Here is a 13,265-nt window from a genome sequence, read left to right on the forward strand (position 1 = left end):
AGTAACCAAAAGGTCTTTGCCCCACCACTCGGTGCCTCGCCTAGGCTCGGCATGCCCTCACGCAGGCTTGAATCCGTGGGCCGCCGCGACGGGCCATCCATGGCCCAACGCGGCTAACCCGGCGTCCTGCCGGGTTACCCACGGATTCAAGCCTGCGTTCGGCCAGCGTGGTTGACGGGGCCTGTCAGATCACAAGCAAGATCAAAAGCAAAGCACGGCGGCCTGAAAGCCGACCTGAGTGGTAGAAGCAAAAGCACAGCAACACATGATCCATCTGATCCACTGAGATCCAAATGTGGGAGCGGGCTTGCTCGCGAATGCGGTGTGTCAGTGACACATAAGCTGACTGACCCACCGCCTTCGCGAGCAAGCCCGCTCCCACAATTTGACCGAGTTCAACTGCCAGCACCGCACTGCTTTGCTTTTCTGTGGGAGCTGGCTTGCCTGCGATGCAAACACCTCGGTGTATCAGTGACACCCAGTCGATGCCATCGCAGGCAAGCCAGCTCCCACATTTGATTGAGTTCAGCTTCCAGAATCAGGTCGGCTGTCAGGCCGCCTCGCTTCCGCTTTTGATCTAACCACTCAGGTCGGCTACTAGGCCGCCGTGCTTTGCTTTTGATCTTGATCTTGATCTTAGGCGCCCCGTTAAACCACGCTGGCCGAACGCAGGTTTTGGAGCGTGGGTAAACCGGCAGGACGCCGGTTTAGCCGTGTTGGGCCATGGATGGCCCATCGCGGCGGCCCACGCTCCAAAGCCTGCGTGAGGGCACACCGAGCCTAGGCGAGGTGCCGAGTGGTGGGGCAAGAGCCCTTTGGTTACTTTGGGGCTTTTCCAAAGTGACTCGCCGTAAGGGCGAAACCAACCTCAGCCATCACCCAATAACGGATATACACGCCAGCTCAGCCAACTCACTGACCCACCACCAAGCGCACCAAGCCCGTCGCCTGTCCATGTTCAACGCACAGCTGAAGACCCGCAACGCCTGAGTGGGCCTGTCAGCGTGGCACAGGAATAAACGCCACGCTGCCGCCCGAACGTTTCTGGAACAGCCGCTCGCCATTGTCCGGCTGCGTGGTGATCACCTGATGATCCGTGCCCAGGTAGGCCAACGGCGTCGGGTCTTCCTTTGAGTATTGCGCGACGATGATCGTGTGCTGCGGGTCGAACCCCTGGCCGCTGGTTTTTTCCAGCCAGGCCATCAGGGCGGCGCTGTCGCCCTGGCGTGGGAAGTCCTGGGTTTCGCTCACGTAGTAAAACGGCTTGCCGCCGTTTTGCAGGTACATCGGCACCTTGTTGTCGACTTCCACCAGCACCATCTGCCACTGATTCCACGGCGCGCTTTTCACCGCCTCGACGTGCACATCCTCGGCGAATCGTGTGACGCCGCCGTTGCCGGTGGTCCAGGGGTAGACCACGCCCAGCACCAGCAGCAACACCCCGGCGGTGATGCCAAAAGCCTTCTGCCAGCGCGGCCAACGGGCCGGTTGTTGCTGCAGGCGTTCACTCAGCCACCAGGCGGCCAGCAGCTGGGCGAAAGGCACCAGGGGCAGCACGTAATAACTGCGGCGGCTGCCGCTGGCGGTAAAGAACACAAACAGCAGGCCCAGGCCCCACACCAGCCAGCGCACGTTGGGCGGTGTTTGGCGCCAATGGCGCAGCGCCAGCCACAGGCCAAGCAACCAGCACGGCGCCCAGGGCAGGGTGTAGGCGGGCAGGTAGATCAGGTAGGTATAGATCGGCCCCATGTGGTCGAAGGGGTCGAAAAAGCGCACCACGTTTTCCTTGAACACCAGTTCAAGGCCGCTCTCGCCATAGGTGGGGGCCCCGTAAAAGTGGGACAACACGAAGGGAACCGAATAGAACGCCGCCGCGATCAGCATGGCCAGCAGCAGGCGCAGGTTGAGGTGGCGCCGGTAGCGGTGTTCGCTGAGCAGATGCGGCAACAGCACCAGGCCCGGCAACACAAAGCCGATCAAGCCTTTGAACAGCGACGTTGCCGCCAGCAGCAGGAAAAATACCGTGTAGCGTCCCAGCCGCGTGTCATCCGGCCCGCGCCAATACCACCAGACCGCCGACAGCACGCCACACACGGTCAGCACATCGGCCGTGGCCACGCGTGCCCAGAACAGAAAGTAGAAGGTGGTCGCCAGCATCCAGCCGGCAATCAGCCCGGTGCCTTTACGAAACAGGCGCTCGCCGATCAGGTAGACCAGCCAGATGCTCAGCCAGGCCGCGATCACGGACGACAGGCGCAGCGACCACGGGCCGAGCCCGCCCATCAAGTTGGCACACGCGGTAATCAGCCAATAAGAGGGCAGCGGTTTGTCGTAATACGGTGCGCCCTTGAGGTAGGGGTCGAAGTAGTCACCGCTTTGCAGCATCTGCAGCGCGATGTTGGCCCAACGGGTCTCCGGCCCCCACAAATCGCGACTGCCCAGACCCAGCAGCAGGAGTAACGCCGAGACGCCCAGCAGCAGCACCAGCGCGCCGCGATCGGTTTTCCAGAAATTCATCGGCGGCTCTCACGGTGGGCATGACGTCAAGGAAGTTTGGGATAGATGATCAGCAGCATGGCGCCCTTGCGATAGCGCTGGCCTCCGGGTGGCAGTTGCCCTTCTTCGCGATGTTCACTGGTGCTTCTGACGCGCATCAATACGCCGACCGAGCCTTGTTGGCGGGCTTCGCTCAGCCAGGGCTGAACATTTTCAAAGCTGACTTTGCGGTGCACCGAATCTGCGTATTTGAGGCCATAGCGCAGCTCGCCCTCTGTGTCGTAGAACGCTACGTCAGGGCGGCGCAAGCGCCAGGACAAAGCCGAGGCCGAACCCAGTTCATTGCTGATCAAAGCATGGGTTTGTTGCAGTTCATCCAGATGCTCAAGCACGAACTGGTCGGGCATTTCGGTATCGGTGATCTCTTGCGGCATGCCGGCAGGCAGCAGCGCCACCAGCACGCCGATGGCCAGCGCAGGCATGGCCCACAGCGTCATCGGGCGGAAGGCTTGCAGCAGATTTGCCAGGATCCAGCCCAACAGCACGATGAAGGTCAGCGACAGGCTGTACATCTCGGCGTGGCTGTTGCTGTACAGCGGTTTGTCGATTTGCAGGTAAATCAGGGTCGCCATCGCGCCGAGGCCGATGGCGAAATTGAACAGGCCGTTAATGCGCAGGCTGCGCGTTTTGCCGCGGTTGATCAGGTCGATCAACGCATGCCCCATCAGCAACGCCAGCGGCAGCAGGCACGGCATGATGTAGGTCGGCAGCTTGCCGTTGCTCAGGCTGAAAAAACCCAGCGGCAGCAGCAGCCACAAGGCCAGAAAAATAATCGCCGGCTCGCCTTTGTCTTTCCAGGCGTTGACCACTGTCGCGGGCAACAGCGCCGCCCATGGCAGGCACGCCACCACCATGATCGGCAGGAAGAACCACCAGGCCCTGGCGTGCTGGGCATTGTTGGAGGAGAAGCGGCGGATGTGCTCGTGCCAGAAGAAGAAGCGCCAGTAGTCCGGTTCCTGCAGATGGATCGCCCACACCCACGGCAGGCACAGCACCACCGCCACCAGGATCGCCAGCGGGCCATAGCGCAACAGTTCACCCAGGCGTCGTTGCCAGAGCATGTACGGCACGGCGATCAGCACCGGCAACAGCCAGGCCAGAAAGCCCTTGGTCATGAACCCCATGGCGCAGGCCACGCCCAGCACTGCCCAGGCGCCGAGCCGGCCGCGTGGGGTACGGCTGTCGAGCGCGAACCACAGAGCAACCAGGCTGAGGTTGACCCACAGGGTGAATTGCGGATCGAGGTTGGAGTAACCCGCTTGCCCCGCCACCAGCCCGAAGCTCATGTAGAGCAGGGCACAGGCGAAGCTCTTGCGCGGGTCGTTCCACAGGCGGCGGGCGATGAGGTACGCGAGCAGAACGCTCAGGCCCGTGGTCAAGGCCGAGGCAATGCGCACCCCGAAGAGGTTTTCGCCAAACACCCACTGGCCGATGGCGATCAGCCAATAGCCGGCGGCAGGTTTTTCGAAGTAGCGCACGCCCATGAAGTGAGGCGCCACCCAGTTGCCGCTCAGCAGCATTTCCTGGCTGATCTGGGCGTAGCGGGTTTCATCCGGGATCCATAAACCGTGCAGGCCCAAGGGCAGCAGATAGAACACGGCGAAGGCCAGCAACAATAGCGGCAGAGGTTTCAAACGGGTCATCAAAACGTCGCTCCTTGACGTTTAACGGTGGAGTATTGAGGCATGTAAGTAATAGTAGAAAGAGTCACTAAGTTCACTAAGTCACTGAAAATATTCATGACGTCCTGAAGTAACAGGCGCAGTTAAACATGCCAGAAGAGGGCTGTCGGTTTGCTGAACATACAGGTGGGTATATGTAAAAAAGTGTCTAGAGTTGTTTCAGGACGGCGGGCCACGCGGAGTTGTTCATGATGCCCAGGGTCTCGAATTTGCCGTTGGCCTTGACCCGAACGAACAGGGCACTGCCGTACTCGGGAAACGCTGCGCGCGGGTAACTCAGAGTCTTTTCGAAGTCGGCAATACAGCCGCTGTGGGTGACAAATACGAGGTTGCGTCCGGGCTGCTTGTGGCTGAGCAGTTCTTCGCCAATGGCCGCGCCGCAGATCGCCTGCTGCCCGGAGGTCAGCTCTGCATTGCCGAACATGAAGTGTGAGGTCTGGGCCGTGCGCAATGCGGGGCTGGCAAGCACGTCGCTGCCTTCCATGCCCAGTTTGAGGAAGGCCTTGCCCAGTTCCTGCGCGCGTTGGGTGCCGACGATTGTCAGGCCTTCGGGGCCGCCGAAACAGGGGTTTGTCGAGCGGTCGCAGCGCTCTTCATGGCGCACCAGCACGATCATGTCACCATCGCGCCAGCTGGGTAGCACTTGCGAGTTCAGCAAGCGATTGCCCACGCTCAGGTCACGCGGTGATGAGGGCCACAGCAGGAAGCCGGCGAGCAGCAGCGCGATGACTGCAAGGCCCGCCCACCACTTTCGCAACCACTTGATATAGCCGCGGCGCGAGCGCGGTTTGGTCAGGGTAAGGTCAACCACATCATTCACCATGGGCACTGTACTGCACTGTTTTTATTGAAGTAGGCGCAACGCTTCGACGGATGCCCGAAGTTAAGCAAGAGGCTGTCATAGGGCTGCTGTCTTTTCGCTGAACATCCAGCGGTTAAAAGTGGCCACGGCCGGCAACTAACGAGTTGCCGGGCCTTGGCGTGTGGTGGGCAATTTAGTGGGGCGAGGGTAGGCGGGCGGTGAAATCAATGTGAAAAAATTGCGTGGGCGCGACTATGAGCCGTTATTCTCGTTTGCAGTCTTTCACGTGAGCGCTCTTATGTTGCAGGTGCACGGTGTCCTTAAAAGCTACGCCACCCCACAGGGCCCGCTGACGGTGTTGGCGGGCGTCGATTTGCACCTGGGTGAACGCAGTAGCCTTGCGCTGATGGGCGAGTCGGGCAGCGGCAAAAGCACGCTGCTGCATCTGGTGGCCGGGCTCGACCGCGTGGACGGCGGCAGCATCCAGGTCGGCACACAGCGCCTGGATCAACTGACCGAGGCGCAGCTGGCTCACTGGCGGCGCACCGAAATCGGCCTGGTGTTCCAGCAATTCAACCTGATCGGCAGTTTGCGCGTCGAGGACAACCTGGCGTTCCAGGCGCGGCTGGCAGGGCGCTTTGATCCGCAGTGGCAGGCACAGTTGGTGGAGCGCCTGGGGCTGGGCGACTTGCTCAAGCGCTACCCCGAGCAACTGTCCGGCGGCCAGCAGCAACGGGTGGCGGTGGGGCGCGCGCTGGCCTCGCGCCCCGGCTTGCTGCTGGCCGATGAGCCGACCGGCAATCTGGACGAAGCCACCAGCGATGAAGTGTTGCAATTGCTGTTGGACCTGCTGCGTGACAGCGCCACCAGCCTGTTGATGGTCACCCACAGCCCGCGCATCGCAGCGCGCCTGGACCAGCAAGTGATACTGCATCGCGGCCGTGTCGTGCCCGCGGACGCGCGTTGAGATGAGCGTTTTTTATTGGACGTTGCGCGCACTGCTGAGCCATTGGCGGCGTCACCCGGTGCAGTTTTTCAGCGTGTTGACCGGCCTGTGGCTGGCCACCGCACTGTTGACCGGGGTGCAGGCGCTGAACAGCCAGGCGCGGGACAGTTATGCACGCGCCAGTCAATTGATCGGCGGTGAGCCGCAAGCCAGCCTCAGTGCGCCGGACGCTGCCAGCTTCCCCCAGGCGCTGTTTGCCGAGCTGCGCCGTGCCGGGTGGCCGGTATCGCCCGTGGTGCAGGGCCGCTTGCAGCTCAAGGGGCATGAGGACCTGCGCCTGCAACTGATGGGCATCGACCCGCTGTCGTTGCCCGGCGGCGGGGCCGTGGCGGGGCAGCGGTTGAGCCAGGCGCAAATGATCGCGTTTTTCAATCCGCCGGGGCGTACCTGGATCGCACCGCAAACCTTGGCGGCCCTGGGGTTGCATGAGGGCGAGCAACCGCTGACCGCGAGCGGGCAAGCCTTGCCACCGTTGCAGGTTCAGCAGGACATGGCTCCGGGCCTGTTGCTGACCGATATCGGTTTTGCCCAACCGCTGCTGGGCATGCCGGGGCAACTGTCGCGCCTGCTGCTGGACAAAGCTTTTGCCGCCGGTCATCCCACGCCTCCGGCCGCGCTGCAACTCAAGCAGGGTGAAGACAACAACCTCGCGCGCCTCACCGAAAGCTTTCATTTGAACCTCGACGCCCTGGGCTTTTTATCCTTTGTGGTGGGGCTGTTTATTGTCCACGCCGCGATCGGCCTGGCGCTGGAACAACGGCGCGGGTTATTGCGGACCTTGCGCGCCTGCGGGGTCAGCGCGCGCATGCTGATCCTCAGCCTGGGCGTCGAACTCGGCGTGTTGTCGTTGCTCGGCGGTGTGCTCGGTGTCGCCAGCGGGTATCTGTTGGCGAGCTTGCTGCTGCCGGATGTCGCCGCAAGTTTACGTGGGCTGTACGGCGCCGAGGTGCCGGGCCAGTTGAGCCTCAGCCCGTGGTGGTGGATGGCCGGGCTGGGCCTGAGCCTCGTCGGCGCGCTGCTGGCAGGCGGCAGCAGCCTGTGGCGGGCGGCGCGCTTGCCGCTGCTGGCACTGGCCAATGCCCAGGCCTGGCATGACGCGCACGCGCGCTGGTTGCGACGCCAGGGTTGGGTGGCGGCTACCGCGCTGGTCATCGCACTGCTGGCGCTAGGGTTGGGCGACAGCCTGGCGGCCGGTTTTGTGTTGATGGCCGCCTTGCTGCTGGGCGCGGCACTCGGTTTGCCGGTGGTGCTCAATGGGCTTCTGACGGCGGTGCTCGGGCGTAGCCGCTCCGTGCTCGGCCAGTGGTTTCTTGCCGACTGTCGCCAGCAGTTGCCGGCCTTGAGCCTGGCGCTGATGGCTTTGCTGCTGGCTCTGGCGGCGAATATCGGCGCGGGTTCCATGACCTCGGGCTTTCGCCAGACCTTCAATAACTGGTTGGAGCAGCGCCTGACGGCGGAGCTGTACCTCAACCCGCAAAACCCGGCTCAGGCCGAGCAACTCGCGACGTGGTTGGCGCAGCAACCCTTGGTGCAGGCGGTGCTACCGACCTGGCAGGTTGCCGTGCAACTGCAGGGCTGGCCGGCGGATGTGTTCGGCGTGATCGACGACCCAACCTACCGCCAGCACTGGCCGTTGCTGGAGGCGGCAAGCACGCCTTGGGACCAGTTGCTGCAAGGCGACACGGTCATGCTCAGCGAACAATTGGCGAGGCGCTTGAAGGTGCAACTGGGCGATGCCGTCGCGATTCCCACGCCTCAGGGGCTCTGGTCGCCCAAGGTGGTGGGGATTTACGCCGACTACGGCAACCCCAAAGGCCATCTGCTGGTCAATTCGCACCACCTGCTGGCGCATTGGCCGACGCTGACACCGGCCCGCTTCAACCTGCGGGTGCAGCCGCAACACGTGCCAACGCTGGTGCGCGAGGTGCAGCGCACGTTTGCCCTGGATGACAGCCGCATCGTCGATCAGCAACAACTCAAAGGCTGGTCGAGCCAGGTGTTTGAACGCACCTTCGCCGCCACCGCCGCCTTGAACAGCCTGACCCTCGGCGTGGCCGGCGTGGCGCTGTTTATCAGCCTGCTGACCCAGAGCCAAAGCCGACTGGGCCAACTCGCGCCCCTGTGGGCGCTGGGCGTGACGCGTCGGCAATTGATGTTGCTCAACCTGGGCCAGACCTGGCTGTTGGCGGTGCTGACCCTGGTGCTGGCGTTGCCGCTGGGCCTGGTGCTGGCGTGGTGCCTGGACGCGGTGATCAACGTGCAGGCATTCGGCTGGCGCCTGCCATTGCAGGTGTTCCCGTGGCAGCTTGCTCAGTTGTTGGGGTTGGCGTTGCTGGTCACCTTGTTGGCCTCGGCCTGGCCGTTGTGGCAGTTGTACCGCAGTCGCCCGGCGGATTTGCTGAGGACGTTTGCCAATGAAGATTAAAGCGTGGTTGTGGGCCGCCTTGCTGTTGCTGGCCGCGTGCGACAAAGCCCCCGCGCCGCCGGAAAGCTTCGCCGGCCTGGGCAGCGATGCGGCGAACTTTGCTCAGGTGGTGCCCGGCAAGGTCTTCAGTTTTCCCGAGGACCACGGCCCCCATGACGGTTTTCGCATTGAATGGTGGTACGTCACCGCTAACCTCAAGGACGCCCAGGGCAATGTGTTCGGCGTGCAATGGACGCTGTTTCGCAACGCGTTGAAGGCGGGGCCGACGCAGCCCGGCTGGCACGACTCCACGATCTGGCTCGGCCACGCCGCCGTCACCTCCGCCACTCACCATTACGCTGCCGAACGCTACGCGCGTGGCGGGATCGGCCAGGCCGGCGCCCAGGCGGTGCCGTTCAACGCCTGGATCGACGACTGGAATTTCGCGACCCGCCCCGGCGCCGCAAGCCCTCTGGCGCAGATGCAACTCAAGGCCGGCGGCGCGCAATTTGCCTACGACCTGCACCTGACCTCCAGCCGCCCACTGGTGCTGCAAGGTGACAACGGCTACAGCCGCAAATCCGATCAGGGCCAGGCGTCGTACTACTACAGCCAGCCGTTTTTCAACGCGACCGGCACTGTCAGCATCGACGGCATCACCTATGAGGTCAGCGGCCCGGCGTGGCTCGACCGTGAATGGAGCAGCCAGCCACTGGCGGCCAGTCAGACCGGCTGGGACTGGTTTTCCCTGCACCTGGATCGCGGCGAGCAGTTGATGCTGTTTCGCGTTCGGCAAACAGACGGCGCGGGCTATCTCACCGGCACCTGGATTGATCAACAGGGCCGCACCGAGACGCTGCACAACGCCGATATCCAGCTCACGCCACTGACCACCACCGCAATCGACGGGCGCCACATTCCGACGCGCTGGTCACTGAAAATCCCCGGCAAGCACCTGGATATCACCCCCCAGGCCGTCAACCCGAAGGCCTGGATGAACCTGAGCATTCCGTACTGGGAGGGGCCGGTGCAGTTTGAGGGCGGGGTGGGGTATCTGGAAATGACCGGGTATTAACGCGCCTTTGTGCAGGCGCTTTTTCTCTGTCAGGTAGGCAAGTTCCCAATGTGAGTGCGCGCCCCTGGACTTGTGTCCGGGCCGTATTGGCGTGTCTGGTAAGCCGACGGCCTGTGTTGGATCGGTTCAAACCGAGCGTGAAAAAACCCATAAAAATACTGTACATACATACAGTCATGTTCTACATTCCATCCCAGGTGACCGGATGTCACCGATCACCTGAGCTTCAATTTTTTAACTATGGATGGATAAAAAATGAAACCGACAAAAGCCCTTATGCTGGGCGCGGCCATGATGGCCTCCTGCTTTATTTCGGCCTCTGCCCTGGCCGAGCCAACCCTTTCGATACTCACCCCCGGTACGGTCAACCAAGGCGTGATCGATGCGCTGAAACCGGGTGGCACGCTGACGCCCGTGCCGATCCCGGACGAGCTTCTGCAAAAGCTGCTGGACGCCAAAAACGGCAAGGTAAAACTCGCTGGCAAAGCGGCCAAGTCCGCACCTTTCACCACTGCCATCGGCGAGTTGAAAAAGCCGAGCCAGGCCAACCTGAAAAGTGCTGCCGTCGCCGCCTTTGAGCCGCTGTTTCCGACCCTGGATATCAACACCCTCTACACCATCGACCAAGTGCAAACAGGCCAGGAGTTTCCGTACCACTTCAACCTGCCGCACAACGCCCGTGTATTGGTGCAGTTGATCAACCAGAGCGCGGGCGCCGATATGTCGCTGAGCCTGTTCCGCGATGACGGCCAGGGCAACCCGCAACTGATCGATACGTCCGATAACCCAGGCAATGCCGATGAATACCTGGGCGGCATCCTGCCGGCGGGTGATTACTACTGGTTCATGGTGGCCAAGACCGCCACCAACGCGCAGTTCAGTTTTGGCGTGGCGGTGGACACCAACATCGACGCCTTTGAGCCCAACGACACACCGGAAAATGCCTTTGCGCTGCCGGACTCGATGAACAAGGTGACCGGCAACCTCGACAACGCCAGTGACGTTGATTACTTCGACTTCAAGGCGGTGCGCGGCCAAAGCGTGAGCATGTACCTGGCGGGTGATGAAAATGGCAGCCGCAACCAATGGCTCTTCGAGCGTTTCGACGGTGCCAACTGGGTCACCGTGCCGGCCGGTTCCACGTCGACCTACCCGAGCGTCACGCCGGGCACCACCGTCAAGGTGCGCGTACGTGCCAACCCGGGCGTGGCACAAGACCCGACCAAGCAGTACGCCTTGAGCCTAGGCTCTACGCCACGGTTGAATGCGTCGGATGTGAAGGGCGACAACATCGTGCGGGTGCCGGCCTCGATATTCTGGATGGCGACCCAGGCCGCGCGCACGTTGAACTGGACCACCAACTGGTCCGACTCCACGGGCGCGCCTCTGTTGGGGGTGACGCCAGTGCTGCGCGTGGACAAGCGCTTTGTGGGCGCCGAGTACCACTGGACCGACTTCAAGGCCAGCACCAACAGCGCCGGCACCTCCCTGGCCAGCGCCGCGCTCGGTGAATGCTTCGGCGATTACCGCGTGCAATACCCGGACAGCAGCACCGGCGTGAAATACAACTGGGACACCACCTTCAACTTCGGCGGCTGGCGTATCGAGCTGGACGAGTTCCCTGGTGTGGGGGTGGGCGGTGACAATGTGGCATACGTGACCTTTGGGCACATCTGCACCCAGGACATCATCCACTGATCCATTGACGCAAGCATGAAGGGGCAGTCCATCCGGGCTGCCCTTTTCATTCGCGGGCCAGTGCCTGCTTCAGTGGCAGGCGCGCCATGCTCGTGCTCTTCAACGAGCCCAGGTACAACCAGTCGCCGTATTCACGCGCGGTGGTGATGGGCGAGTAATTGCCCGAGCTGCCATCCTGCAAGTTGGCGATGACCTTGCCGTCGGTGTCCAGCCCCAGCACAAAAGCCTTACGCTCAATGGGCTTGGGCACCACCATCAGCGCCCGTACCATCACCTTGCGCAGCAACGGATAGCCGGCGAAGCCATCCAGCAAGGGGTTGCGCGGCGAATACAGCGCGACCCAGAAACGATCGCTGCCGTTGAAGCTGAGGTTGTCCGGCAGGCCTGGCAGATTGTCGATAAACAGGTCGTGGCTACCCACGTGCTCACCCTTGAGCCAGTAGCGGCTGATGCGGTAGGCGCCGGTTTCGTTCACCAGCACATAGTTCTCATCCGGCCCCAGCGCCACACCGTTGGCAAATTGCAGTTGGTTAAGCAACACCTCGGTGAGGCCGGTGGCAAAGTCATAGCGCAACAGCCGACCATCGCCGCCATGTTCAATCACGGCTTCACCATCCTGGCCATAGCCCCAGCGACTTGACGCGTCACTGAAATAGGCAAAACGCCCGCTGGCGTCGACCGTCACGTCATTGGTAAAGCCAAACGGCAAGCCATTCGCGCTGCTGCTCAGCGGCGTGAGTTGCCGATTGGTATCCAGGGCGAGCAAGCCCTTGACCCCATCGGCAATGATCAAACGCCCATCCGGGTGCAACGCCAGGCCGAGCGGGCGTCCGCCGGTGTTGGCCAACACTTCCAGGGTGTGGCTGTCGGGCGATGTTCGGATGATGCGCCCGTCCTGCAGGCCACTGATCAGAAACCCCTGGGCATCCAGCAGCAAGGCCTCGGGCCCGGCGATGTCCGAGGCGCCGATTCTTTGCACCGCCTTGAGCCGCTGATTCTCGGCGTAGGTGCCGTCCTTCATCGAGGGCGCCTTGGGCGGGGCCCAGTTCACCGGTTGTACCTGGGTGGGCATCAACAGCAGAAAGGCGATCAGCGCAAGCGATACAACGAACAGCCCATGACGAAGATGTTGACGGCGGTGGCTCATGACTGTTCCTGGTTGTCGTGGGCGTTCGGTTCCCAGTGCAGAGTGCCGAACAGGTAATCCATCAGCGGCAGGACGATATTGAAATTACGCCCCTGCATCAGTTCGCGGCGGTGGTGCAGCGCGTGCAATTGGTGCATCTGGCGGATCCACGGCAGGCGTGCCACGCGGTGGTTGGCAGGCAGGTGTTCGCAGGCGTGGAACACCTCGTAGAGCAAGTAACCGAGGATCATGCAGCCGGCAAACAGCCCGGCGATGTTGGGGCTCAGCTGCTTGAGCATCCACCAGGCGGGGAGGGTGATGGCCAGGCTGTGCAGCACGATCAGCCACGCCGGGAACAGGATCACGCGCCAGTCCCGAGGGCTGTCGTAGGTCATGTGGCCGGGCGTGAAGAAACTGTGATGGTCGCCGGTGTGCCGCGCATAAAACAGCCGGGCGAGGGTGTGTTTGTGATGGCCGAGGTGGCGGTGCACGAGGTAGATGCACAGGTTGAAGAACACCAGGGCCAGGGGCACCGTCAGCCACTGCAGCGGAGTGATGCGTTCGGTGGAGGACCAGGCGAGGGTGATGCAGAAAATGCCATAGCCGAGGACGAAACCGGCGTGCAGCCATGGGTGGTAATGGCGGCTTATGGCCGCGCGATAACGGGTGCGGAAGGTCTCGGTAGGGTGGGCCATGGCGGTCAGCTCGGTATTTTTTGTTGGAGGCTGAGCTTAGTTGCTGGTGGGGAATGTGCGAGTTTTTGCGCTGTGCAGGAAACCCATGTGGGAGCTGGCTTGCCTGCGCGGGCATCCACTCGGTGTGCCTGACACACCGAGGTGTCTGCATCGCAGGCAAGCCAGCTCCCACATGGACCGCGAACCCGAAGCGACCAGTGGGGGCTTGCACAGCCCTGATT

9 protein-coding genes are annotated in these 13,265 nt (G+C 62.3%); 4 read left to right on the forward strand and 5 right to left on the reverse strand.

Annotated elements, in window-relative coordinates; genetic code table 11:
* Positions 1-999 precede the first annotated feature (999 nt).
* The 3 genes from ACM530_RS21105 to ACM530_RS21115 all read right to left on the reverse strand — a co-directional run bounded on the left by ACM530_RS21105 (position 1,000) and on the right by ACM530_RS21115 (position 5,061).
* Entirely contained in the window at positions 1,000-2,517 is a 1,518-nt protein-coding gene (locus ACM530_RS21105; RefSeq protein WP_416363061.1) for an ArnT family glycosyltransferase, read from the reverse strand.
* Positions 2,518-2,543: 26 nt separating this feature from the next.
* Positions 2,544-4,199 carry a lipid IV(A) 4-amino-4-deoxy-L-arabinosyltransferase gene (arnT, locus tag ACM530_RS21110; protein ID WP_416363062.1) on the reverse strand — a complete coding sequence of 552 codons (1,656 nt, stop codon included), beginning with the start codon at positions 4,197-4,199 and terminating at the stop codon, positions 2,544-2,546.
* 187 nt (positions 4,200-4,386) lie between these two features.
* Positions 4,387-5,061, reverse strand: a complete 675-nt coding sequence (locus tag ACM530_RS21115) for a histidine phosphatase family protein (RefSeq protein ID WP_416365111.1) — start codon at positions 5,059-5,061, stop codon at positions 4,387-4,389.
* 277 nt (positions 5,062-5,338) lie between these two features.
* On the opposite strand from ACM530_RS21115, the gene ACM530_RS21120 reads away from it, so the two are divergent.
* The 4 genes from ACM530_RS21120 to ACM530_RS21135 all read left to right on the forward strand — a co-directional run bounded on the left by ACM530_RS21120 (position 5,339) and on the right by ACM530_RS21135 (position 11,223).
* Positions 5,339-6,007 carry an ABC transporter ATP-binding protein gene (locus ACM530_RS21120; protein WP_145163684.1) on the forward strand — a complete coding sequence of 223 codons (669 nt, stop codon included), beginning with the start codon at positions 5,339-5,341 and terminating at the stop codon, positions 6,005-6,007.
* Between the two features lies 1 nt (position 6,008).
* Complete coding sequence (locus tag ACM530_RS21125) at positions 6,009-8,471, forward strand: FtsX-like permease family protein (protein ID WP_416363063.1); 2,463 nt, start codon at positions 6,009-6,011, stop codon at positions 8,469-8,471.
* Positions 8,461-9,525, forward strand: a complete 1,065-nt coding sequence (locus ACM530_RS21130) for a lipocalin-like domain-containing protein (RefSeq protein WP_416363064.1) — start codon at positions 8,461-8,463, stop codon at positions 9,523-9,525. Before ACM530_RS21125 ends, ACM530_RS21130 begins: the two co-directional genes overlap by 11 nt.
* 255 nt (positions 9,526-9,780) lie before the next feature.
* Positions 9,781-11,223 carry a hypothetical protein gene (locus ACM530_RS21135; RefSeq protein ID WP_416363065.1) on the forward strand — a complete coding sequence of 481 codons (1,443 nt, stop codon included), beginning with the start codon at positions 9,781-9,783 and terminating at the stop codon, positions 11,221-11,223.
* A gap of 46 nt (positions 11,224-11,269) precedes the next feature.
* Here the strand turns inward: ACM530_RS21135 and ACM530_RS21140 are convergent, their stop codons facing one another.
* Both ACM530_RS21140 and ACM530_RS21145 read right to left on the reverse strand, forming a co-directional pair.
* Complete coding sequence (locus tag ACM530_RS21140) at positions 11,270-12,370, reverse strand: SMP-30/gluconolactonase/LRE family protein (protein ID WP_416363066.1); 1,101 nt, start codon at positions 12,368-12,370, stop codon at positions 11,270-11,272.
* Entirely contained in the window at positions 12,367-13,044 is a 678-nt protein-coding gene (locus tag ACM530_RS21145; protein ID WP_416363067.1) for a sterol desaturase family protein, read from the reverse strand. Before ACM530_RS21145 ends, ACM530_RS21140 begins: the two co-directional genes overlap by 4 nt.
* Positions 13,045-13,265 lie beyond the last annotated feature (221 nt).

Source organism: Pseudomonas sp. NFX183, assembly GCF_047943075.1.
Lineage (GTDB): Bacteria > Pseudomonadota > Gammaproteobacteria > Pseudomonadales > Pseudomonadaceae > Aquipseudomonas.